Source organism: Pantoea sp. AS-PWVM4 (assembly GCF_000468095.1).
Taxonomy (GTDB): domain Bacteria; phylum Pseudomonadota; class Gammaproteobacteria; order Enterobacterales; family Enterobacteriaceae; genus Pantoea; species Pantoea phytobeneficialis.
This window is the reverse complement of the sequence record NZ_ASZC01000009.1, coordinates 1-23,785: the sequence shown is the minus strand read 5'-3', so window position 1 is coordinate 23,785 and position 23,785 is coordinate 1. Positions and strand designations below refer to the sequence as shown.

Here is a 23,785-nt window from a genome sequence, read left to right as displayed (position 1 = left end):
GAGGTCAACATTATGGGGAAAAATTCCTCATCTTTTGGCGTAATTCGTTTCCTGACAGTGCTGTTCGCACTGCTGACAGGGGCGTTTATGCTGATTGGCGGCGCGTGGTTAGCCGCCATTGGAGGTTCCTGGTACTACGTAATTGGCGGTGTGGTTATGTTAATCACCGCTATTCTGCTGTGGCGTCGTAGCGGTTCAGCATTGGTGTTGTACGCCTTGCTGCTGCTGGCTACGTTGGTGTGGGGCGTATGGGAAGTCGGTTTCGACTTCTGGGCGCTGGCACCGCGTACTGACGTGCTGGTGATTTTTGGCGTCTGGCTGGTGTTGCCGTTTGTGTATCGCAAACTCAACAACGCCGGAAAAGGTGCGCTGGGCATTATGGGCATCGCCCTGGTTGCCAGTGCGCTGGTGCTGGCGTGGGCAGTATTCCACGATCCGCAAGAGCTGAATGGCACTCTGCCTGCCACCGAAGCCAATGCCCCGCAGGCACAACCGCTGAGCAACATCGCCGATGGCGACTGGCCTGCTTACGCGCGTGACCAGCAAGGCACCCGCTTCTCACCGCTGAAGCAGATCAACGCAGATAACGTGAAAAATCTGCAAGTTGCCTGGCAGTTCCAGACGGGTGACCTGAAGACGCCAAACGATCCGGGTGAAATCACTGATGAAGTGACCCCGATTAAAATCCGCGACACCCTGTATCTCTGCTCACCGCACCAAATCCTGTTTGCACTGGATGCGAAAACCGGTAAGCAGAAGTGGAAATTTGATCCAGGCTTGAAGCCGAACCCGACCTTCCAGCACGTAACCTGTCGTGGCGTTTCTTACCACGAAGTTCCGGCCGCTGCTGATGCGTCTGGCACCCAGCCTGCGCTGTGCTCACGCCGCATTTACCTGCCGGTAAACGATGGTCGTCTGTTCGCGCTGGATGCGGAAACCGGTGAGCGTTGTGCTGCTTTCGGCAACAACGGCGAGCTGGATCTGCAACACAAACAGCCGGTGCTGACCCCAGGCCAGTATGAGCCGACTTCACCACCGATCATCACCGATACCACCATTGTGATTGCCGGTGCGGTGACGGATAACTACTCAACCCGTGAGCCGTCTGGTGCCATCCGTGGCTTTGACGTCAATACCGGTAAACTGCTGTGGGTGTTCGATCCGGGCGCGAAAGATCCGAACGCGATTCCTGATGATGAACATACCTTCACCATGAACTCGCCGAACTCCTGGGCGCCGGCGGTGTACGATCCGAAACTGGATATCGTTTACCTGCCGATGGGCGTGTCTACCCCGGATATCTGGGGCGGTAACCGCACACCAGAACAGGAGCGCTATGCGAGCAGCGTACTGGCGCTGAACGCCACCACCGGTAAGCTGGTGTGGTCGTATCAGACCGTGCATCACGATCTGTGGGATATGGACCTGCCGTCACAGCCGACGCTGGCCGATATCACTGACAAAGATGGCAACACCGTACCGGTGATTTATGCTCCGGCGAAAACCGGTAACATCTTTGTGCTGGATCGTCGCACCGGTAAGCCAGTTGTTCCGGCACCGGAAACCCCGGTTCCGCAGGGCGCAGCGAAAGGTGACCACGTTTCTCCGACTCAGCCTTATTCAGAACTGACCTTCCGTCCGAAGCAGAATCTGACTGATAAGGATATGTGGGGCGCGACCATGTACGACCAGCTGGTGTGCCGCGTGATCTTCAAGCGTCTGCGCTATGACGGTCCGTTCACCCCGCCGTCTGAGCAGGGTACGCTGGTGTTCCCGGGTAACCTCGGTATGTTCGAATGGGGCGGTATTGCGGTCGATCCGCATCGCCAGATCGCTATCGCTAACCCGATGGCCCTGCCGTTCGTCTCCAAACTGATTCCGCGCGGTCCGGGCAACCCGATCGAGCCGCCGAAAGGCGCGGAAGGGGGTTCTGGCACCGAAACCGGTATCCAGCCGCAGTACGGTGTACCGTATGGCGTGGAGCTGAACGCGTTCCTGTCACCGTTTGGTCTGCCGTGTAAACAACCGGCGTGGGGCTATGTCTCTGCCGTTGACCTGAAAACCAACGAAACCGTGTGGAAAAAACGCATTGGTACGGTTCGCGATAGCGCGCCGGTTCCGCTGCCGTTCAAGATGGGTATGCCGATGCTCGGCGGCCCGATCACCACAGCCGGTAACGTATTCTTCATCGGTGCGACCGCAGATAACTACCTGCGTGCCTTCAGTACCAACACCGGTGAAATGCTGTGGCAGGCACGTCTGCCAGCAGGCGGCCAGGCAACGCCGATGACCTACGAAATGGATGGCAAGCAGTATGTTGTCATCGCTGCCGGTGGTCACGGTTCGTTTGGCACCAAGCTGGGCGATTATGTGATTGCCTACGCACTGCCGGACAATAAATAGCGTAAATAAAACAGGCGGACTCAGTCCGCCTGTTTTATGCATTCAAAACCGTAGCGGCGCGATTTATCGCGCAGTTTTAAAGGCGCGCGATGAATCGCGCCGTTACGAATCAATGCTTCCGCAGCACCCGCGCATTCAACACCGCACACAACGCCATAATCACGCAGGTTGCCAGAAACACTGGCCGCATACCGAAAGCCCCACCGACAAAGCCGCCAAACAACGGGCCGCTCACCTGACCGACATACTGCGCCGACGTTGAGTATCCCAGCATTTTCCCCACCTGGGTTTGCGGCACATTGTGGCGAATCAACGCCGTGACGCACGGCATCAGCCCACCCAAAGCCATCCCCATCAGAAAACGCAGCACCACCAGTTGCCAGGCTGCGGTAATAAACGCCTGAGGAATCAGCAGCAACGCGCATGCAATCAAACCATAAATCAGTACCCGGCCATGACCGATACGGTCGGCCAGCCGTCCGAGACGTGGTGCAGAAAGAATGCTGCCGAGTGCAGCGGCTGCCATCACCAGGCCGGCGGTGACGGTAATCGCGTGGTCACCGCTGACAAACTGCCCGACATACAGCGTGATAATCGGTTCAATCGACATATTGGCGAAAATCAATAACATGCCGGATAACCACATCAAACGTACCACCGGCAGGTTCACCGCTTTCTCATCGGCGCTGCTGCTCTGCACCGCCTTTTTCGTCTGACGCGGCGCTTCTTTCAGCAAAAAAGTGGTGGCGAGAAAAGCGAGAAAAATCACCGCACCGGTCAGCCAAAAGGTATGACGAATGCCGATCAACGGCGGCAGCACGCCGCCCAGTAACGGCCCCACCACATTACCCGCCATAATACCGGACGACAGCATACCCAGCGCCCAGCCGGTCTGCTCTTTCGGCGTTTGTGCCGCCACCAGGATGGTGGAGCCGGATGCGTAGCCGCCGAGCAAACCAGCCAGCAGACGCAACGCCACCAGTTGCCAGGGCGCGGTTGCCATACCAATCAATGACATGGCAATCGCCATCCCCAGGCTGGCGCGGATCAGCATCAGTTTGCGACCATAGCGATCCGCCAGCTTGCCCCACAGCGGCGCAGTCAGCGCAGCGCTGAGGAAGGTAGCGCCATAGGCCGCCCCCGACCAGCGTGCAATCGCTGCCGGTTCCTGCACCCCGAGTTGCTGTACATACAACGGCAAAAATGGCAGCAGAAGCGTCATCGCCACGATGGTGCTGAAGGAACCGAGTACGCAGACGAACAAATTTCGCCGCCAGTGTTGCTGTTCAGGCGCTAACGCCGTTGGAGGTTGCTGCATGATGATATCCCTGTTTTAAGCTGACATTCAGGCTAACAGCGGCATCTTGTCGATAACAGAGCGACCGGGATATTTGCCACGCAGCGCGCTATTGTTGCCAAAATGCAACAATCAGTTCTCACCCAATGCGGTGATCAGCGCATCGCACAATAACGTCACTGGCGAGGAGGGTTCTGGCTGCGTTTTCAGCAGCAGATAACTGTGCAGGCGATCCATTTGCCACTCCGGCAGCACCTGCACGATATCCCCCTGCGCCAACGCTTCACGCGTCATATAAGCCGGTAGATAGGCAATACCGGTGCCTGCCAGCGCCGCATTCAGCAATGCCATGCTGTTATTGGCACGGAAGCGACTACGAACATCCAACGCCAGCCGCTGCTTATCACGGCGAAACGGTAGCGCAGCGGTGTGGGCAGGGCCGTGGAACAACAACAAATCGTGGCGCATGAGCTTTTCGGGATGATCGATAACCGGATGCGCGGCCAGATAATCAGGCGCGGCGTACAAGCCCCAGTCAATGGTGCTCAATTCGCGATAATCAGGGGTTTCTGGTGCACGCGCGCGAATGACGATCGCCACATCCGCGAGGTTCGAAAGGTCTTCACTGACACGATCGGTCAGTTCAAGATCAACATTGATATGGATATGGCGACGAATAAAGCGGTTTAACGTCGGCACCACACACTGGCAGCCAAAGGTCACCGGTGCCTGCAAACGCACGTTGCCGGTCGGCAGTTGATGCACCTGTTGGACAAAGGCATCAGCGCGATGCATCTCATCCATCAGGCGGATGCAAAAGGGATAATAGGCCTGGCCAAGTTCCGTCAATGCCACTTTACGCGTGGTACGCTGCAATAATTTGATGCCGAGGCGTACTTCCAGCCGGGCAATTTCACGGCTGACATAGGATTTTGATACACCGAGGGTGCGGGCTGCTTCGCTAAAACTTTGCCGTTCAACCACGCGCGCAAACAGCATCATGGCGGTGAGATTGTCGCTGTTGTCCATTGTCCATAACCGGCAGAGTAAGGGAGAACAGCAGCTTAAAAGGATTGGTGCGGAATAGCACCTGATTTCCCGCGCCCACATGGCAACGGGAAATCAGGTTGGCGACTCAACTGGCCACCGCCAGCGGAAATAACAGACGATCCGGTTCGACACGGCGCTGACGACGCAGCTGACCCGGTGTGACGCGGAAGTAGTTTTTAAAGGTGCGGGTGTAAGCCTGCTGCGTGTCGAAGCCGTAGCTCATCGCCACTTGCAGGATCGCCTCATCACTGTTCAGTAACGTCAACGCCGATTCGGTCAACCGGCGCTGGCGAATGTACTCAGCCAGTGAAAATCCGGTGTGCTGACGAAACAGACGTTGCAGATGCCAGCGGGAATACCCGGAACGGCGTGCGACTTCATCCAGATGCAAATCGTGTCCTAAGTTGTCTTCTATCCAGTCCAGCAAACTGCGGATAAATTGACTCTGATTCATGGCTCCTCCTGATACGACGTGATGTCCAGTAAAGCCACTTTAGCGCGTTAAATTTATCCCTTAATTAGCGGAAAATTAGCGCAGAATTAGCAAGGGGAAAACGGGTGTAATTCTGCGCTAATTTTCCAGCGCTACACTTTGTTCATACATTTGGGAGGGCATCATGCGTGTGCTGCTGGTTGAAGATGATGAGATGATTGGCGCGAACTTGCAGCAGGCGCTGGAGGCCGCTGGCTGGTCGGTGGACTGGGTACGGGATGGCGTGTTTGCCACCAATGCCTGGACTGAAGGCGGCTACAGCTGCGTGTTACTCGACCTGGGCTTACCGCGGGAAGATGGCATCCATGTACTACGCCGCGCCCGTACCCGTGGCGATATGACGCCGGTGCTGGTGCTGACCGCGCGTGATACCGTGGCCCAGCGTGTTCAGGGACTCGACAGCGGTGCCGATGATTACCTGCTAAAACCCTTTGATTTACAAGAGGTCCTGGCGCGAATGCGAGCGATTACCCGACGTCGTCACGGTGCGGCGGATTCCCTGTTAGGCAGCGGCGACGTGCAGCTCGATATGATGACGCGTGAAGTGCTGTATAAAGGGCAGCGTGAGCAACTTACCGCGCGTGAATACGCCCTGCTTTATGCGCTGCTGGAGCGTCCGGGCGCCATTCTTTCACGCGAACAACTGGAAAACCGCATCTACGGCTGGGGCGAAGAAGTCACCAGCAATGCGGTTGATGTCTTAATTCATGGCATGCGCCGCAAGCTGGATAACGAAGTGATTCGCAACGTGCGCGGCCTGGGGTGGCGAGTCCCTGCAATATGAAACCCTTTACGTTTATGCGTTCCCTGCGTAATAAATTGCTGACCACCCTGTTGCTGATGCATCTGGCGATGATCGGTGGTGTCACCTCCTATTTTTACAGCTGCTACGGCGACATGATCGGCACTATGAAGGACGATCAGCTGGCAAAAATCGCCGATGCCTGGGCCAGCAGCAAACGCATTCCCGCCCTGATGCCGCTGATGCTCAACGCCGATAAACTCAAAAGCGCCTATGTGGTGCAATTGTGGGATGACAATCAGCAGCTGCGCGCCAGTTCCTGGCCGGAGTTGAATGCGCCATTGCAGAGTAAAAAAGGCTGGAGTGACGTTAAGATCGGAGATTGTGAAGACTGCGACTGGCGTGTCTTCAATCGCCCCGGTGAACCCGGCAGTGAAATCGCTGCCATTCAGGTGCTCTACAACATCGGCTATATGAAAAGCGTAATGGTGAAGCGCGCACTGTCAGCCATTATCCCGTTGATTTTAATGATGCCGCTCTCGCTGCTGGTGATCTGGCTGGTGGTGCGCGCCATTACGCGCGACTTACGCGTGGCCTCGCGTCAGATTGCCGCCCAGGAGATGTTGCATCCCGACAGCGTCCCCCCGGATGGCTTACCGGACGAGATCCTGCCGCTGGTTGCCGCCTATAACTCGCTACTGGATAAACTGCGTGCTGCCTGGTCGTCACAGCGCCAGTTCCTCGAAGATGCCGCCCACGAACTGCGCACGCCGGTCACCGCCGTGACGTTGCAGCTGGAGAACCTACGCCAGCATATTCAACCGGGCGAGGCCAGCCGTCAGTTTGATCAACTGGAAGCGGGCGTGACCCGTACCCGCCATCTGGTGACACAGCTGCTGAACATCTCGCGCCAGGAAGATCAGTCGGTGGTCGCCACGGTAGAAAATATTGAGCTGGAAGACCTGCTGAAGGAGAGTATCGAGCAGCTGATGGTGGTGGCCGATAAGCGCGGGATTGATATCGGTTTTAACGGCACTGCCCACTACCGTATCCAGGCCAGCCGTTCCGATTTACGCAGCCTGTTTGACAACCTGATCGGTAATGCCATGCTGCACACCCCCGAAGGCAGCCTGGTGGATGTGCTGCTGCATCGCGTCGGCAATCACACCGTGGTAGATATTGTTGATAACGGGCCGGGTATGCCGGAAGGCTTTATCGAACGCGCGTTTGACCGCTTCACTCGCTCGCCTGATGTGCAGGCCCAGGGTAGCGGCCTTGGGCTGTCGATTGTTCGCAGCGTGGCGCAAAAACACCGTATGCAGGTGGCACTGTCGAACTGCCTCAATCCGCAGGGTCAGATTTGCGGCTTGCAGGTGCGAGTTACCCTCCCTTAATAGCTGTCCCTCATCCGTAACGGCGCGATTTATCGCGCTGTTTATTCCAGCTCCTCATACGTAGCGGCGCGATTTATCGCGCTGTTTTTTTGTGCTGTGCCCCTCCTTGCAAAAAGATGCGCGATAAATCGCGCCGCTACAGGCAAAAAGACGCGCGATAAATCGCGCCGCTACGCATTTACCCATTCAGGTTGTTCTGCGATGAAGGCGACAACGTAAACGGTTGCGGGGTGCCGTTCGATCCATGACATTTATGTGACATAACTCACATTTTTGGTGAATGTAATTGCAACACTTTTTGACAAACGTGATCAAAATCTATTTTCTATCGGACTGATACAGGCACCCTACGCGAGCTTTAAAAACCGGCGGCTCAGACCGGCTTAAAACAATTCACCGCCCACCCCTGGGATCGACTGACACCGATCGCGCATTTTTGCGACGATCACGAGCATGTGGTTAACGATAATGAAATATAAAGCATTGATAGCAGGGGCCTTACTGGCCAGCAGCTGGACCGGCGCGACCCAAGCAGCAGACAGCAACCCGCAATACCTTTCCGACTGGTGGCATCAGAGCGTCAACGTGGTGGGCAGTTATCACACCCGTTTCGGACCACAGTTTAATAACGACGTGTATCTGGAATACGAAGCCTTTGCCAAAAAGGACTGGTTTGATTTCTACGGCTACGCCGACCTGACCAACTTCTTCGGTCTGGGCAACAGCAACGCTAACGGTATTTTCGACCACGGTTCGCCGCTGTTCATGGAAATTGAGCCACGTTTCTCCATCGATAAGCTGACCGGCACCAGCCTGGCGTTTGGTCCGTTTAAAGAGTGGTACTTCGCCAACAACTACATCTACGACATGGGCCGCAACGCGTCGCAGCGCCAGAACACCTGGTATATGGGTCTGGGCACCGATATCGACACCCATTCCGATGTGGGCCTGTCGCTGAACGTGTACGCGAAATACCAGTGGCAGAACTACGGTGCCGCCAACGAAAACAGCTGGGATGGCTATCGCTTCAAGGTGAAATACTTTGTGCCGATTACCGATCTGTGGGGCGGTAAGCTGAGCTATATCGGCTTCACCAACTTCGACTGGGGTTCCGATCTGCGTGACGAAACCGGTCCATCACGTACCAGCAACTCGATTGCATCCAGCCACATTCTGTCGCTGAACTACGACCACTGGCATGTTTCTACCGTGGCGCGTTATTTCCACAACGGTGGACAGTGGGCTGATGGCCAGGAGCTGAACTTCGGCAATGGTCCGTTTGAAGTGAAATCAACCGGCTGGGGTTACTACCTGGTTGTGGGTTATAACTTCTAACTTAGCTAACGCCACCTTCATCCGTAGCGGCGCGATTTATCGCGCAATGTTTTCCGGCACAGCGCCGAATTGCGCGATAAATCGCGCCGCTACGGGTTAACATCGGTGACTAAATTCTTGGTTTGTAAGCATTCACCATCCACGGCACACCGAACTTATCGGTGAACATGCCAAAACCATTCGCCCAGAACGTCGGCTCCCAGCTTTTTGTCACCTGCCCGCCGGCAGACAACGCATCAAACCATCGCTTGCCCTGCACTTCATCCGGCGTGGAGAGACTCACCGCAAAGCCGTTGTAGTGCGCCTCACGATTCCCGTCACTCAACATAATTTCGCCCTGCCCGATGCGCAGGTGCGCGTGCATGATATGTTCCGGCGGAAAGGTCATCCCGGAGGGACAACCTTCTGTGGATTCCGTCTCCGGCATATCGCCAAAGGTCATTTTAAACAGCAACTCGCCGTCAGTCGCCTCAAGGTAGAATGCGATGGCCTCTTCGCAGCGGCCGTCATAAAACAAATAAGGGGTAATTTGCATGGTCGGTTCTCCAGAGTGAACGCCCGATGCCAAGTGTAGTGGCTGCCAGCCAAACAGGACGCGAGCCGGGCCGCACACTTACCTTTGTTGACAATAGCGCCGGAACAGCTGCGCCATATAGGCGCTCATCGGCGTCAACGCCGTGTCCTTACGCTGAATCAGATAAAAGTTTGCCTTGGGTAACGGATCATCCAGCTCCAGCGCCACCAGCTGGCCGCCGTGGGTGGGGTCTTCAATCACATCTCGCGAGATAATGCTAACGAAATCGGTCTTTGCCACCAGGCTGGTGCAGGCCATAAAGGTTTCGCAGGTGACGACGATTTTCGGTGCCATGCCGCGCTCGCCAAACATATCGTGCAGCAGCCGATAATAGCTGCCCTGCGGCGTTGGCATGGTCCAGTCACAATGCTGCAACTCTGCCAGCGAGCGCGCATGAGCCATCGGATGCCCCTTGCGCACCACCACCTGATAATCTCGCTCCATCAGTCGTTCGTAGGTCAGTTCCTGATCCAGATGGCTTTGGTCGTAGGTGTTGATGGTGAAATCCAGCTCCCCCTGGCGCAGTTCATGTACCATCGCCACCAGTTGGCCTTCGACGATACGCACCTTTACCAGCGGATATTCGCGGTGAAAATGATTGATCACCTGCGGCATCACGGTACGCGCGATGCTGCCGCCGACGCCAATATTCACCCTGCCGCCCGCCAGCCCCAGTCGCTGCTGAATATCTTCCTGCGCGACGCGCAGTTCTTCCAGCACCAGGCTGGCATGCCGAAAAAAGTTATCACCAATATCGGTCAGGGTAACGCCCTGATGGCGTCGTTCAAATAAACGCGCGCCGAGTACCAATTCCAGTTCCTGGATCGACTTAGTCAGCGCAGGCTGCGATACACCTGACAGACGGCTGGCAGCGCGGATGCTGCCCTGGCGGGCCACATCAACAAAGGCGCGGAGCTGATGCAATTTTAAGTTAGCAGGCATAGTTACTCGGTGATAACCGTTGTTTATCAGGCACAAGATATTCGCATCTTATGCACGCCAATACCATTGTGTAGATTCGAGACAATGCATAAAAAACCAACATAAAGGATATGCCGATGAAAACCCTTTCCGACCGCGTCAGCGCCCTGGTCCCACAAATGCAAAGCTGGCGACGCGACCTGCATCAGTTTGCTGAGTCGGGCTGGCTGGAATTTCGTACCGCCACCCTGGTTGCCGAGGAGCTGCATCGTCTTGGTTATCAACTGCAACTGGGCCGTGAAGTGGTGGATGCCGATGCACGTATGGGGCTGCCTTCAGCCGCAGTGCTGGCGGCACAGGAAGCGCGCGCCCTGGAGCAGGGGGCGCTGCCGCAGTGGCTCAGCCATTTCTCCGGCGGCTTCTGTGGCATTGTTGCCACCCTGGCAACCGGTCGCCCTGGCCCGGTGATGGGCTTCCGCGTCGATATGGACGCGCTCGACCTCAATGAAAGCACCGCCGCCGATCATCTGCCGCAGCGCGAAGGCTTTGCCTCCTGCAATGCAGGCATGATGCACGCCTGCGGTCATGACGGTCATACCACCATCGGCCTTGGCCTCGCCAACGTGTTGATGGCGATGAAAGACCAACTGAGCGGCACCATCAAACTGATTTTCCAGCCCGCCGAAGAGGGCGTGCGTGGTGCAAAAGCGATGGTGGCAGCGGGCGTAGTGGACGATGTGGATCTGTTCACCGCCATCCATCTCGGCACCGGCGTGCCTGCCGGCGAAATCGTTTGCGGCAGCGACAGCTTCCTCGCCACCACCAAACTCGATGTGCAATTCACCGGGGTGGGAGCCCATGCGGGTGGTCGCCCGGAAGAGGGACGCAACGCCCTGCTGGCCGCTGCGCAGGCCACGCTGGCGCTGCACAACCTGCCGCAACACAGCGGCGGCGTGGCGCGTGTTAACGTCGGCGTGTTGCAGGCTGGGACCGGCCGCAACGTGGTGGCCGACACTGCGCTGATGAAGGTTGAGACGCGCGGCGTCAGTAACCAGGTGAACGACGATATTTATCAGCAGGCGCTGCGTGTGATTGCCGGTGCCGCAGCGATGTACGGCGTTGAATCCGACGTCAAACTGATGGGCGGCGCACGTAGCTGCACCCCAAGCCAACCGTGGGTCGCGTTTATCCACCAGCAGGCAGAAGCGCTGGGGCTGTTCGACTCGGTCATCGACACCAAAAAGCAGGCCGCCGGTTCCGAAGATGCCACCTATATGCTGGAGCGCGTGCAGCAGCGTGGCGGTCAGGCATCCTACGTGATTTTCGGCTGCGAGCTGGCGGCAGGCCACCACAACGCGAAGTTCGATTTCGATGAAGACATCATGGCGGTGGCGGTACAAACCCTCGCCACGCTGGCACTGAACGGGGCACAGTTCGGAGTCCAGTCATGAGCCATCCTGAGTTTATCGATCACTACATCAATCAACATCAGGCGCGCTTCAGCGCCATCAGCGACGCCATCTGGGATGTGCCAGAAACCCGTTTTGAAGAGACGCAATCCTCGGCGTTACTGGCCGATGCACTGGAGCAGGAAGGCTTCAGCGTCGAGCGCGGCGTGGGGGGGATCGAAACGGCGTTTATCGCCAGCATCGGCAGCGGTAAACCGGTGATCGCCATTCTGGGTGAGTTCGATGCCCTGGCCGGTCTGAGCCAGAAAGCGGCCTGCGCTGAGCCGCAGCCGCTGGTGGAGAACGGTAACGGCCACGGTTGCGGTCACAACCTGTTAGGTACGGCAGGTCTGGCGGCCGCCTTCGCCATTAAGGCCTGGTGGGCAGAGCACGGCCAGCGCGGCACGCTGCGTTTTTACGGTTGCCCCGGCGAAGAAGGCGGTTCCGGCAAAACCTATATGGTGCGCGAAGGGTTGTTTGACGATGTTGATGCGGCAGTGACCTGGCACCCGGAAGGTTTCAGCGGCATGTTTAACCTCAGCACCCTTGCCAATATCCAGGCGGCGTTCCACTTCAAAGGGGTGGCAGCGCACGCGGCCAACTCACCACATCTGGGGCGCAGCGCCCTCGACGCCGTCACGCTGATGAATACCGGCGCGAACTTTCTGCGTGAACATATCGTGCAGGAAGCGCGCGTCCATTATGCCGTCACCAACACCGGCGGCGTCTCTCCCAACGTGGTACAGGCTGATGCCGAAGTGTTGTACCTGATTCGCGCGCCGCAACTCGACCAGGCTCAGGATATTTATCAGCGAGTGATCAATATCGCCAAAGGCGCAGCGCTGATGACCGACACACAAATGACGGTGCGCTTCGATAAAGCCTGCTCCAACTACGTTCCCAACCGCGCGCTGGAAGCGGTGATGGAGGGTTATCTGCATCAGTTTGGCCTGCCGGATTACAACGACGAAGAGCGGGCCTTTGCGACGCAGATCCGCGCCACCTTAACCAAAGACGATCTGCGCAACGCCCGACTCAACGCGGCACGCACCGGCGGTGAAGCCGGAGTTGCCTGGAGCGAGGCGCTGGGGGACAAAGTGCTGATGGATGACGTTGCCCCGTATGCAGTAACGCGTGAGCTGCTGTATGGCTCCACCGATGTGGGCGATGTCAGTTGGGTGACACCCACCGCGCAGTGCTTCGCGCCGTGTTTTGCCTTCGGTACACCGCTGCATACCTGGCAACTGGTGGCGCAGGGTCGCACCGCTATCGCCCACAAAGGTATGTGCCTGGCGGCAAAAGTCCTGGCCGCCACGGCACTGACCCTGTTGACCGATGATGCCGCTCTGGCACGCTGCCGCGACGAGTTTATCCGCGTACGCAGCGAGCAACCCTATCAATGCCCGATTCCGCCAGGGGTAAAACCGTCAAAACTGGCATCCTGATAATAAACCCGCGCCCATGCAGGCGCGGGCAGTCGTACCCAAAACAATAAAATTTTTACGCAAATACAACATAACGAGACGAGGAAATGCCGATGGAAGTCACCACGGAGAATCGCAGCCCAGGGAAGCTGTTTAGCTGGATTGAGCGGGTCGGTAACAAAATACCGAATCCTTTTTTATTGTTCGTCTATTTGATTGTGGTGCTGATGGTTGCGACGGCCATCATCAGCGGTCTGGATCTGGCGGTGAAAAATCCGACCAACGGTGAGCTGGTGCGGGTCAATAACCTGCTGAGCGTAGCCGGGTTGCAGTGGATCCTGCCCAATATCATCAAGAACTTCAGCAGTTTTACCCCGCTGGGTTCGATTCTGGCATTGGTGATTGGTGCCGGTCTGGCAGAAAAGGTCGGTCTGCTGCAATCGCTGATGGTCAAGATGGCGTCACGCGTTAGCCGTCGCTACGCCAGCTATATGGTGTTGTTTATTGCCTTCTTCAGCCACATCTCCTCCGATGCCGCGCTGGTGGTGATGCCGCCGCTCGGCGCGCTGATCTTCCTCGCCGTGGGACGTCATCCGGTAGCGGGTTTGCTGGCGGCGATCGCCGGTGTGGCGTCCGGGTTTACCGCTAACCTGCTGATTGTCACCACCGATGTGCTGCTGTCGGGTATCAGCACCGAGGCCGCCAAAGCGGTGAGCGACACGGTGCACGTCAGCGTGATCGATAACTGGTTCTTTATGGCTTCATCGGTGGTGGTGCTGACCATTGCCGGAGCGGTGCTGACCGACAAGTTTATCGAGCCGCGTCTGCCCGCCTGGAACGGTGGCCACCAGGATCGTCTGCCGCCACTAACCGCACTGGAAAACCGCGGCCTGCGAGCCGCAGGTATCGCCGCGCTGGTGTTTATCGCGCTGATGGCGCTGCTGGTGGTGCCGGAACACGCGCCACTGCGTAACCCGAAAACCGGCGGCATTATCCCGTCGCCGTTTATTCAGGGCATTGTGCCGATCATCATCCTGTTCTTCTTTGTGGTGGCGATTGCCTATGGCGCGGTGACCAAACAGATCCGCCGCGCGGATGATATTCCGCAACTGCTGGTTGATCCGATGAAGAGTATGGCGGGCTTTATTGTGATGGTGTTTCCGCTGTCACAGTTCGTCGCCTTCTTCAACTGGAGCAACATGGGTAAGTTTATGGCGATTGGCCTGACGGATATGCTGGAAAGTGCCGGTATCAGCGGCGCACCGGCGTTTCTTGGCCTGATGTTCCTGTCGGCGTTCCTGTGTATGTTTATCGCCAGCGGTTCCGCCATCTGGTCGATTCTCGCCCCGGTGTTTGTGCCGATGTTTATGCTGCTCGGCTTCCACCCGGCCTTTGCGCAGATGATATTCCGTATCGCTGACTCGGCAGTGCTGCCGCTGGCCCCGATGTCACCGTTCCTGCCGCTGTTCCTGGGTTTCCTCCAGCGCTACCAGAAAGATGCGCAACTTGGCACCTATTATGTGCTGATCTTCCCCTATCCGCTGGTGTTCTTCGCCACCTGGATTGTGTTGCTGGTGGTCTGGTACGCACTCGGTTTACCGATCGGTCCGGGCGTCTATCCCAGCCTGCATTAATCGCATCGCCAGGGACGGCGATCACACTTACGTGATTTGCAACGTACGTTGCTAAAATCTCACCGCCTCACCTCTCGGCAACCTGTGCGTAATTGATTATTCTGCTATTCCTTCGCTTGCTAACGGTTAATTATTTTTAAAACCAATCTCCGCCGTTCGCGAGTTTTGCAAACACCGTCATACCGAGGTTCACACAAAAATGACAACAGCCTGCACCACAGGGATGGCTGGCGATTTTATCGCTGCGGATCGCCGCACCTTAGCTGGACGCATTGATGCGCTCCCCTCTTCCGCTGGCCTGTGGCGTTTTATTACGCTGCTGGCACTGGGCGGCTTCTTTGAACTCTACGATCTGTTCGAAACCGGCTATATCAGCTCCGGGCTACTGGCGGCGGGCGTGTTCCACACCGGTAGCGCGGGCGTGTTCGGCATTGCCGATCAGGCCGCTTTTGCCTCGGCCACGTTCCTTGGCCTGTTTGTCGGTGCCAGCCTGCTCGCGCCCTACGCAGACCGCTTTGGCCGCCGCCTGACCTTTATGTGTGCACTGGCATGGTACGGTGCATTTTCGCTGCTGATGGCGTTCCAGCAGAGCGCCGAGATGATTATCCTGTGCCGCTTTCTGGTGGGGATTGGCCTCGGCATTGAGCTGGTGACCATCGATACCTATCTTTCCGAGTGGGTGCCGACCCAGCTGCGTAGCCGCGCTTTCGCCTTCTCGTTCTTTATTCAGTTTCTTTCGGTTCCGGCGGTGGCGCTGATGTCGTGGTGGCTGGTGCCGCAAACCATTCTCGGTCTGGAAGGCTGGCGTTGGGTGGTGATTGCTGGCGCACTCTGCTCGCTGGTGATCTGGTTTATTCGTAAGAACCTGCCGGAATCGGCGCGCTGGCTGGCACAACAGGGACGGCATCAGGAAGCGCATCGCGTCCTGAGTGCAATGGAACAACGTTGCGGCATTGCGCCGGGGGAAGACTTTTCCGACAGCGATGCGGCGGCCCAACTGCCGAAGAAAGGCCGTTTCAGTGAGATTTGGGCGCCGGCGTATCGTAAGCGTACCCTGATGCTGGTGGTGATGAACTTCTTCCAGGCGATTGGTTTCTTTGGCTTTGGCAACTGGCTGCCAGCGCTGCTGTCCGGCAAAGGGGCCACGGTGACTCACAGCCTGTTGTATGCGTTTTTCATTACCCTGGCGTACCCGCTGGGTTCGCTGATTTGCAGCCGCTACGCCGATAAGCTGGAGAACAAGTGGCAGATTGTTCTGTCGTCGTTGATGACGGTGGTGTTCGGTACCCTGTTCGCCTTTATGACCAACCCGGTGTTGATGATTATCTGTGGCTTCCTGATTACCTACAGCAACGCCTGGCTGACCTTCAGTTACCACGCTTATCAGACTGAGATTTTCCCGACGCACATTCGCGCCCGCGCGGTGGGTTTTTGCTACTCCTTCAGCCGCCTGTCAACCGCGTTCAGTAGCATTCTGATTGGCATGATTCTGCAATATGCCGGAAGCGAAGGGGTGATTGCCTTTATCGTGTTGAGTATGTTGATGGTGATGCTGTCGGTGGGGATTTACGGTCCGAAGACGCGTGGGATTGATTTGGAGAATATTTAATCGCTGGCAGCAGCGGGCTGACACCGAGAAGGTTCCGCCCGCCAGGCATTAGGGAGTTTCAGTTGTAACGTGCAGGCGGACGGGTTAAGGCCCGAGGGCGCGGGCCTTAACAATCCGCGCCCTGCGGCATCCTCGCGCAGCGCATCGCGCTGTCCCCTCGCTTATCACTCAGGCCACCCGGACCGCGCGGATTCGCCATCCCTGGCTCATTCCGCTCTCTCGCCGCATCCATGCGGCTCGCCCTGGCCTTCCCTCTGCGCTCGGCGCTGCGGGTGCCGCCCACCTCACCGCTTGTAAGCCAAGTGCTCTCTTCATTGCGCGATAAATCGCGCCGCTACAAATGGCAGCACGTTACCCGTAGCGGCGCGATTTATCGCGCAGACAGCAGTGATGATTTTACAGAGAAGTAAAAGGCGTGCAGCGAGGGTGGGACGCCATCCGGACTCGCTGAGCGAATGAATGCCGCCTGGATGAGCCGCATGGATGCGGCGAAAGGCGGCGTTGAGTGGTAGCGGCGCGATTTATCGCGCAAAAAAGAGGCTGGCGCGAGGCCCGGGATTGCAAAGGGTGCGGCCAGGCACCCTTTGCTCGGTCGCCGCACCGGCGAGCTGCAACTGCCGGTGCCTATGGCGAACGAAATCAGCACCTTCGCTGCTACTGCTGCTCCAGCACCTTAATATCCGCATTACCCTGATGAGCCTGCACCGTCTCATCCTTCCGTAATGACGCAACATCCTTCGCCGTCACCGTGGCTTTGGCACCATTCCCCCAACTGCCGCGAATAAAGTTCACCACATCCGCCACCTGTTGGTCGTTGAGACGCCAGCCGAATGCCGGCATGGTGATCGCCGTTGGCGCACCCTGCACGCCCGGCAGCGTTCCGCCCGTCAGCACGATATGGATCAGCGAAGTGGGATCTTGCGCCAATACCACCGGGTTGCCCCGCAACGCCGGGAAGAAACGTTGATAGCCGCTACCGTCCGTTTTATGGCAGGCCGCACAGCTGTCGACATACACCGACGCGCCAGGCTGGCTGTCATCCCCTTTCCACAACGCCTGCGCGACGGTGTCATCCTGCTTAAACACCGCCTGGTTGGCATCTTTCGCCCCCAGCGACTTCAGGTAACGGGCAATCGCCGCGATATCCTCATCGCTCAGATATTGCAGGCTGTGCTCAACCACATCGGTCATGCCGCCAAAAGCCGCAGTGTGATCGTTGCGACCATAGCGCAGGAACTGACGCAGGTCGTCCTCGCTCCAGCGGCCTAAACCGTCGCGATTGTCACCACGCAGGTTGCTGGCCGTCCAGCCGTCAATCGGTGCGCTGCTGCCGGAGAGATAATCGTGGGCATCATCATTACTCAGCGCCTTCTCCTGCATGGTGATGCTACGCGGCGTATGGCAGGCACCACAGTGACCCAACCCTTCCACCAGATAACGCCCACGCGCCAGCTGCGGATCTTCCTGCGCGGCAGGCTGGAACGCTTTCACATCCGGCGCAAACATGCCACGCCAGATAGCCAGTGGCCAACGCATCGACAGTGGCCACGGAATGTCGCTGTCTTTATTGGCCTGCGCGACCGGTGCCACACCGTGCATAAAGTAGGCATAGAGCGCCTGCATATCTTCATCGCTCACCACCGCGTAAGACGGATACGGCATCGCCGGATACAGCGTGTCACCGTTTTTCGCCACACCATGACGCACCGCTTTCTGGAAATCGTCATAGCTGTAGTCACCAATCCCGCTGGTTTTATCCGGGGTGATATTGGTGGAGTAAATGGTGCCAATCGGGGTCGCCATCGGCAGACCACCGGCAAAAGGCTGGCCACCTTTCACGCTGTGACAAGCCACGCAGTCACCGGCACGCGCCAGATATTCACCCCGTTTTACCAGGGCATCATTTGCCTGATCATCCGCCAGCGCGGCGAACGACAGCGTGCCCAGCACCAGGGCCAAAATGTTTTTAAACATCAATGAATTCCTTATGCCTGCACCAGTGGACCGGGGTTTTTCAGATACTGTTCACGGATGGCTTTAGCTGACCAGTAAGTCAACGCTGCCACCATTCCGGTCGGGTTGTACCCCAGTCCCTGCGGGAACGCAGATGCGCCCGGGACAAAGACGTTCGGCACATCCCAGCTCTGCAAATAACGGTTCACTGCGCTGGTTTTCGGATCTTCACCCATGATCGCGCCGCCGCTCATATGCGTGGTCTGATACACGGTGGTGTCAAAGTGGCTACCCGGCCCTTTCGCGCCGCCGATGATCATCTTCGGGTTCATCGCTTCGGTGATTTTGCGCATTTTGCCGATCATAAACTGCGCCATCTTGATGTCGTTGTCCTGCCAGTCAAAGGTCATACGCAGCAACGGCTGGCCGTAGGCATCTTTGTAGTTAGGATCGAGATCGAGGTAGTTGGCGCGATACGACTGGTGCGCACCGTGGGCATCCATCGAGATGTGATGGTTATAGGTATCCGCCACCGCCGCTTTCCACTTGCTGCCCCAGGTCGGAGTGCCTTGCGGCGTCGGCAGACCCGAAACCGGTTTGGTGCCCGCCTGGTTAACCCAGAACGGCGAACCGCCAACGAAACCATACGGACCGTGGTCGAAGTTGTCGGCGTTGAAATCATCCACCGCCACCCCTGCGCCACCGGCACCGATAAACGGGTTGGTGGTGGTGTTCTTGTCGAACAGCGCTTTCAGCGTCGAGATGTTCTGATAAGCAAAGTTACGGCCTACCGTGCCTTCGTTGGTGATGGGGTTGTACGGCTGGCCGATACCGGACAGCAGCATCAGATGCACGTTATGGAACTGGAACGCCGACAGGATCACCAGATCAGCGGGTTGCACCACTTCACGTCCCTGACCATCGAGGTATGTCACGCCGGTGGCGCGTTTTTTGTCGTCAGTCAGATTGACGCGCAGCACGTAAGCGTTGTTGCGCAGCTCAAACTTCGGCTCCTGACGCAGCGCAGGCAAGATGTTCACGTTGGGCGAAGCCTTGGAGTACATGTAACAGGCATAGCCGCTGCAATAACCGCAGAAGTTACACGGCCCCATTTGCGCGCCGTAGGTGTTGGTGTACGGGCCAGAAGTGTTGGCCGACGGCATATCATAGGGGTGATATCCCACCGCTTCTGCCGCCTGAGCAAACAACTGTGCGGAGTAAGTACGCTTCTGCGCCGGTAACGGGAAGTCGCTGGAACGATCGGGCGCGTATGGGTTGCCACCTTTCTCTTTACCCACCAGCTTACCTTTGATGGTCCAGGCGCTGCCGGAAGTGCCAAACACCTTCTCGGCCTGATCGAAGAACGGTTCCAGCTCGTTGTAGCTGACGCCGAAGTCCTGAATCGTCATGCCTTCCGGAATGAATTTTTTACCGTAACGCGCTTCGTAATGGCTGCGCAGATTCAACTCGACCGGATCGACACGGAAATGCACGCCGGACCAGTGCAGGCCAGCGCCGCCGGTACCGGTGCCCGGCAGGAACGCCGCCAGTTGGCGATACGGCACCGCCGTTTGTGAGGCATCGTGACGAATGGTGACGGTGCTTTTCGACAGATCCTGGAACAGCTTTTTACGGATGTTATAGGTCAGTTCATCAATGGATTGCGGATACGCGCCATCCGGATAGGTGTCGCGGTGTGGGCCACGCTCCAGCGCTACCACGTTCAATCCGGCTTCGGTCAGCTCTTTCGCCATGATCGCACCGGCCCAGCCGAAACCCACCACTACCGCATCCACTTTCTTCAGTTCATTTGCCATGCTTACGCCCTCTCCCCGCGAATATCCACCGACGGGAACGGATAGCGTTCACCGCGTTCTACCCAATCCATATAGTCAGCACGGGCACCCGGGAAGCCGATCAGCTGCCAGCCCACCATGCCCTGATTACCACCGTGGATGGGATCGCTGAAGTAACCCTCGCGGGTGTTCTGCAACAGGAAGGAGAAGAAGGTTTTGGCCGGAAGCTGCGTGAACGCCGCTTTGCCGCTTTCGAAGTCGCTCAGCAGCGCGTCCTGCTGCTCACCGCTCAGCTCAGCAAACACTTTGCCGTGCTGCTGTTTGCTCCAGTTATCGGCTTCCGCCAGACCGAGACGGTAGATCTGCTGCGGCACCAGCGAGAGCTGATAACCCAGCTCTTTTGGCAGATCGGGGTTGAACGGCCCCTGCATATACCAGTTGCTGCCGGTGGCGTACGGGGTGTTCATCTGGCGATCGATAAACTCCGGCACCCCGGCTTCCAGCGCGCCTGGACCCCGTTCATCGTTGGGGATCAGCCGCGCCACTGCGGCGGTAATCAACGCGAACTCTTCGGCGGTGAACCAGGTGGGCTGATAATCGCGCGCTTTTTGCGGCGCACCCTGTTGCTCTGCTGCACCGGCAGCCATTGGCGCAACCAGTGCGCCCATCGCTGTGGTTCCAACCGCCATTGCTGGCGCCAGAGTGATGGTTCTCAGCAGAAAGTCCCTGCGCGTGTGACCATTTTTGTGTTCTGACATGACATTGCCTCAGTGCCGCATATAATGTGGCATGAAAGGTTAACTAATTGCGTTGTAATGATTTTTATGTGCGGGCTTAAGGATACAGCGCCACCGTTACCGGTAACATTGCGCGCAGTGTAACACCGATGCTGACAAAGATTTAGCGGAAGGAAACAAATTCGCACAAATTAATTAACATTTTGCGCAGCTGCTTTACACCGCAGGCGCGACATTGTCATTGTCTGATACAACAGCCTACAGACAGTTAAGTCCCCAAAACGGTATAAAGGGATCTGATCACAGCGGAGTGTCTATGTTTAAGTCCTATTTTCCCCGGCCAGCGCTGTTTTTCAGCTCGGCTGCCATCTGGAGTTTGATGGCGATTTTTGCCTGGTTTGGCTTCGCCAGCGATTTACCGGCAATGTGGCCCAACATCGCCGCAGCGATGAGTAAACCTTTGCCCGATAATGCGTTGCGTTTTATCGCCGCCAGCCAACTGTGGTTTTACGGCTATTACTGGCTGGTGGTGGCGCTGTTTGCCATTGCCTGGCGCATCGTCGATAACCACCCGTGGCAACGCTGGTCGGTGTGGGGTTCCGCGCTGATCATCTTTGTCACCTGGTTTGGCGTACAGGTCGGCGTGGCGGTGAATGCCTGGTACGGTCCGTTTTACGATTTGATCCAGAAAGCGTTAACTAAAGCGGGTTCGGTGCAGATCGGTGAGTTTTACCAGCAGGTTATCGCCTTTTTAGGCATTGCGTTAATCGCCGTGGTGATTGGCGTGATGAACTCATTCTTTATCAGCCACTGGGTGTTCCGCTGGCGTACCGCGATGAACAACTACTACATGCACAACTGGCAGCGCCTGCGTCATGTAGAAGGTGCCGCACAGCGTGTGCAGGAAGATACCATGCGCTTCGCCAGCACACTGGAAGACTGGGGGGTGAGTTTTATTCAGGCGATCATGACGCTGATTGCCTTCCTGCCGGTGCTGATCGCCCTGTCACATCATGTGAAAGATATTCCGCTGTTGGGCAATATCCCTTATGCGCTGGTGATCGCCGCCGTGTTGTGGTCAATTTTCGGCACCGGCCTGCTGGCACTGGTGGGGATTAAGCTGCCAGGTCTGGAGTTCCGTAACCAACGAGTGGAAGCCGCCTATCGTAAGGAACTGGTCTACGGCGAAGATGACGCCTCGCGCGCCTCGCCGCCAACCGTAACCGAGCTGTTTAGTCGCGTGCGTTTCAACTATTTCCGCCTCTACTTCCACTATCTGTACTTCAACATTACCCGCATTCTCTACTTGCAGGTGGATAATGTGTTCGGGCTGTTTTTGCTGTTTCCGTCGATTGTCGCGGGCACCATCACGCTCGGTTTACTCAACCAAATCACCAACGTGTTTGACCAGGTACGTTCATCTTTCCAGTATCTGATCACCTCATGGTCAACGCTGGTTGAGCTGATGTCGATCTACAAACGTCTGCGCAGTTTTGAGCAGATTTTGCAGGATATCCCGCACGAAGAGATGATGCGCGAAGCAGCGGAGTCTGAATAACATCCGTAGCGGCGCGATTTATCGCGCGGATTTTTCCTGAATCGCGCACGAAATCGCGCCGCTACGGGTTCTGATTACAGTGCGATACGCAGCACGCTGTCCGGATTTTTCGGTGGCTCTTTACGGGAACCCGGCTGCTTGATGCTGACAAACAGCGTTTTGCCGTCAGCAGACAGCGCCAGGCTGTTCGGCAGGCCCGGTGCTTTCACGGTGCGTTTCACCTTGTAGCTGCTGCCGTCGATGATGCTGATCTCGCCTGCTTTACGGTGCGTCACATATAGTTCGTCACGGTCAGCGTTAAACAGCACCGCCAGAGATTCCGGTACATCGATCTTGTGGATGACCTGCTGAGTGCGGGTATCCAGCACCAGCACCTGCGGCTGTTTGGAGTCGCTGAGGAAGGCGCGATGGCCTTTGGTATCCAGCGCGATATTCAGGAAGAAGTGATCCTTCTCCGCATCAATTTTCTGACGTTTTTCAATCGCATTCAGACGGGTATTGATGGTGACCAGCTCGCCATCACCGTTGGTGACGTAGAGTTTCTGTGCCGCGGAATCCAGCGCCAGACCGGTCCCCATTTTGCCGGTGTTCGGCACGGTGCTGACTAACTGCAAGGTTTTGCCATCCACCACCCATACCACGCTTTGCGGTCCGAGGCCGGTGATATACACGCGGTCGGTTGCCGCATCGGCCACCAGCTCACGCGGTTGCAGCGGGCGCACATCTTCACTGCGTTTGCGCGCATCCAGCACCAACGTGTTCAGCACCTTGCCAGTGCTGGCATCAATAGCCGTCACCGCCGCATTCACGGTATTACCGATATACAGGGTATTGGTTTTGGTATTGATGGTGGCACCGAAGGCTTTCAGATCGGTGTCGATGGTCTGCTTCACCGCCAGATTTTGCGGGTCGAGACGATAGACAGTGCCGCCTTTTTCATTGGTAGCATTTTGTGACGTCGCGAGGAACAGCGCGTTATCGCTGTTGCTGAACGCCAGTTCATACGCACCTTTAGAAATCGGCTGATTCAGTTCCTGCGCATCAGCTGCCAGAGCAGCAGAGCCAGAGAACAGAGCCGTTGCCAGAAATAGTGGACGCAGCACCCACTGCACAGTTTTATTCGCTTTCATGACTTCTCCATAGCAAAACCACCGCCTCACGGCAGTGAATGAAAGCCCGACATTGCAACCAGATAGTTAAAAGCAGCCCGAGGCGGGCCGACGAAGGATATTAGTTTTTGCGAATAGTAATCATTTGCGAGGGAAAGTGACAGGATTTTATCTGCTTAAACGCGGCCAGGGCGCCCGGAGGCGCCCTGTCAGCACAGATTGTTAACCGACTTATTTGGTCAGTTCAGCGGTCATGTGCACGCCGTTGTTGAAGTTGGCTTCGGTCACTTTATATGAAGCACCAGCTT

The 23,785-nt window shown here is 57.0% G+C and carries 18 protein-coding genes and 1 pseudogene; 9 read left to right on the top strand and 10 right to left on the bottom strand.

Features of this window, described 5'->3' with window-relative positions; all coding sequences use genetic code 11:
• Positions 1-12: 12 nt before the first annotated feature.
• On the top strand, positions 13-2,403 hold the full coding sequence (locus tag L579_RS10090; protein ID WP_036626384.1) for a glucose/quinate/shikimate family membrane-bound PQQ-dependent dehydrogenase: 2,391 nt from the start codon (positions 13-15) through the stop codon (positions 2,401-2,403).
• Positions 2,404-2,512: 109 nt separating this feature from the next.
• Here L579_RS10090 and L579_RS10085 read toward each other — a convergent pair whose 3' ends face one another.
• From L579_RS10085 to L579_RS10075, 3 genes are all read right to left on the bottom strand, one after another.
• Positions 2,513-3,721, bottom strand: coding sequence for an MFS transporter (locus tag L579_RS10085; protein ID WP_021184148.1), 1,209 nt, complete (start codon positions 3,719-3,721; stop codon positions 2,513-2,515).
• A 111-nt stretch (positions 3,722-3,832) separates the two neighbouring features.
• Entirely contained in the window at positions 3,833-4,729 is an 897-nt protein-coding gene (locus L579_RS10080; RefSeq protein ID WP_021184147.1) for a LysR family transcriptional regulator, read from the bottom strand.
• Positions 4,730-4,835: 106 nt separating this feature from the next.
• Positions 4,836-5,204, bottom strand: coding sequence for a helix-turn-helix domain-containing protein (locus L579_RS10075; protein ID WP_013507554.1), 369 nt, complete (start codon positions 5,202-5,204; stop codon positions 4,836-4,838).
• A gap of 163 nt (positions 5,205-5,367) precedes the next feature.
• Between L579_RS10075 and L579_RS10070 the strand changes: the two genes are divergently transcribed.
• The 3 genes from L579_RS10070 to L579_RS10060 all read left to right on the top strand — a co-directional run bounded on the left by L579_RS10070 (position 5,368) and on the right by L579_RS10060 (position 8,714).
• On the top strand, positions 5,368-6,027 hold the full coding sequence (locus L579_RS10070; protein ID WP_021184146.1) for a response regulator: 660 nt from the start codon (positions 5,368-5,370) through the stop codon (positions 6,025-6,027).
• Complete coding sequence (locus tag L579_RS10065) at positions 6,024-7,379, top strand: sensor histidine kinase (protein ID WP_021184145.1); 1,356 nt, start codon at positions 6,024-6,026, stop codon at positions 7,377-7,379. Before L579_RS10070 ends, L579_RS10065 begins: the two co-directional genes overlap by 4 nt.
• Before the next feature lie 468 nt (positions 7,380-7,847).
• Entirely contained in the window at positions 7,848-8,714 is an 867-nt protein-coding gene (locus tag L579_RS10060; RefSeq protein ID WP_036626344.1) for a nucleoside-specific channel-forming protein Tsx, read from the top strand.
• A gap of 109 nt (positions 8,715-8,823) precedes the next feature.
• Here the strand turns inward: L579_RS10060 and yjdN are convergent, their stop codons facing one another.
• Both yjdN and L579_RS10050 read right to left on the bottom strand, forming a co-directional pair.
• Positions 8,824-9,249: a VOC family metalloprotein YjdN gene (yjdN, locus tag L579_RS10055; protein WP_021184142.1), complete on the bottom strand. Its 426-nt coding sequence runs from the start codon at positions 9,247-9,249 to the stop codon at positions 8,824-8,826.
• Positions 9,250-9,327: 78 nt separating this feature from the next.
• Positions 9,328-10,230 carry a LysR family transcriptional regulator gene (locus L579_RS10050; RefSeq protein WP_013507549.1) on the bottom strand — a complete coding sequence of 301 codons (903 nt, stop codon included), beginning with the start codon at positions 10,228-10,230 and terminating at the stop codon, positions 9,328-9,330.
• A 116-nt stretch (positions 10,231-10,346) separates the two neighbouring features.
• Between L579_RS10050 and L579_RS10045 the strand changes: the two genes are divergently transcribed.
• The 4 genes from L579_RS10045 to L579_RS10030 all read left to right on the top strand — a co-directional run bounded on the left by L579_RS10045 (position 10,347) and on the right by L579_RS10030 (position 16,324).
• Positions 10,347-11,660 (top strand): amidohydrolase, encoded by a 1,314-nt coding sequence (locus L579_RS10045; protein WP_021184141.1) that lies wholly within the window; start codon positions 10,347-10,349, stop codon positions 11,658-11,660.
• Entirely contained in the window at positions 11,657-13,102 is a 1,446-nt protein-coding gene (locus L579_RS10040; protein ID WP_021184140.1) for a M20 family metallopeptidase, read from the top strand. The genes L579_RS10045 and L579_RS10040 overlap by 4 nt, the downstream gene beginning before the upstream one ends.
• Positions 13,103-13,194: 92 nt before the next feature.
• Entirely contained in the window at positions 13,195-14,715 is a 1,521-nt protein-coding gene (gene abgT, locus L579_RS10035) for a p-aminobenzoyl-glutamate transporter (RefSeq protein ID WP_021184139.1), read from the top strand.
• 199 nt (positions 14,716-14,914) lie between these two features.
• Positions 14,915-16,324, top strand: coding sequence for an MFS transporter (locus L579_RS10030; protein WP_021184138.1), 1,410 nt, complete (start codon positions 14,915-14,917; stop codon positions 16,322-16,324).
• Positions 16,325-16,978: 654 nt separating this feature from the next.
• Here L579_RS10030 and L579_RS10020 read toward each other — a convergent pair.
• The 3 genes from L579_RS10020 to L579_RS10010 are packed head-to-tail and all read right to left on the bottom strand — an operon-like array spanning position 16,979 to position 20,831.
• A complete protein-coding gene (locus L579_RS10020; protein ID WP_021184136.1) occupies positions 16,979-18,298 on the bottom strand; it encodes a c-type cytochrome in 1,320 nt (439 codons plus the stop codon).
• A gap of 11 nt (positions 18,299-18,309) precedes the next feature.
• Positions 18,310-20,094 carry a GMC family oxidoreductase gene (locus tag L579_RS10015; RefSeq protein ID WP_021184135.1) on the bottom strand — a complete coding sequence of 595 codons (1,785 nt, stop codon included), beginning with the start codon at positions 20,092-20,094 and terminating at the stop codon, positions 18,310-18,312.
• 2 nt (positions 20,095-20,096) lie between these two features.
• Positions 20,097-20,831, bottom strand: a complete 735-nt coding sequence (locus L579_RS10010; RefSeq protein WP_036626341.1) for a gluconate 2-dehydrogenase subunit 3 family protein — start codon at positions 20,829-20,831, stop codon at positions 20,097-20,099.
• Between the two features lie 295 nt (positions 20,832-21,126).
• On the opposite strand from L579_RS10010, the gene sbmA reads away from it, so the two are divergent.
• The gene (sbmA, locus tag L579_RS10005; RefSeq protein WP_021184133.1) at positions 21,127-22,368 is read left to right on the top strand and encodes a peptide antibiotic transporter SbmA; all 1,242 of its coding nucleotides are present in this window, start codon (positions 21,127-21,129) and stop codon (positions 22,366-22,368) included.
• Between the two features lie 74 nt (positions 22,369-22,442).
• On the opposite strand, the gene L579_RS10000 is transcribed toward sbmA, so the two are convergent.
• Together L579_RS10000 and L579_RS23285 are read right to left on the bottom strand one after the other, a co-directional pair.
• On the bottom strand, positions 22,443-23,498 hold the full coding sequence (locus L579_RS10000) for a 7-bladed beta-propeller protein YncE (protein ID WP_021184132.1): 1,056 nt from the start codon (positions 23,496-23,498) through the stop codon (positions 22,443-22,445).
• Positions 23,499-23,708: 210 nt separating this feature from the next.
• A pseudogene (locus tag L579_RS23285) lies at positions 23,709-23,785 on the bottom strand (DUF1471 domain-containing protein); the annotation flags it as partial.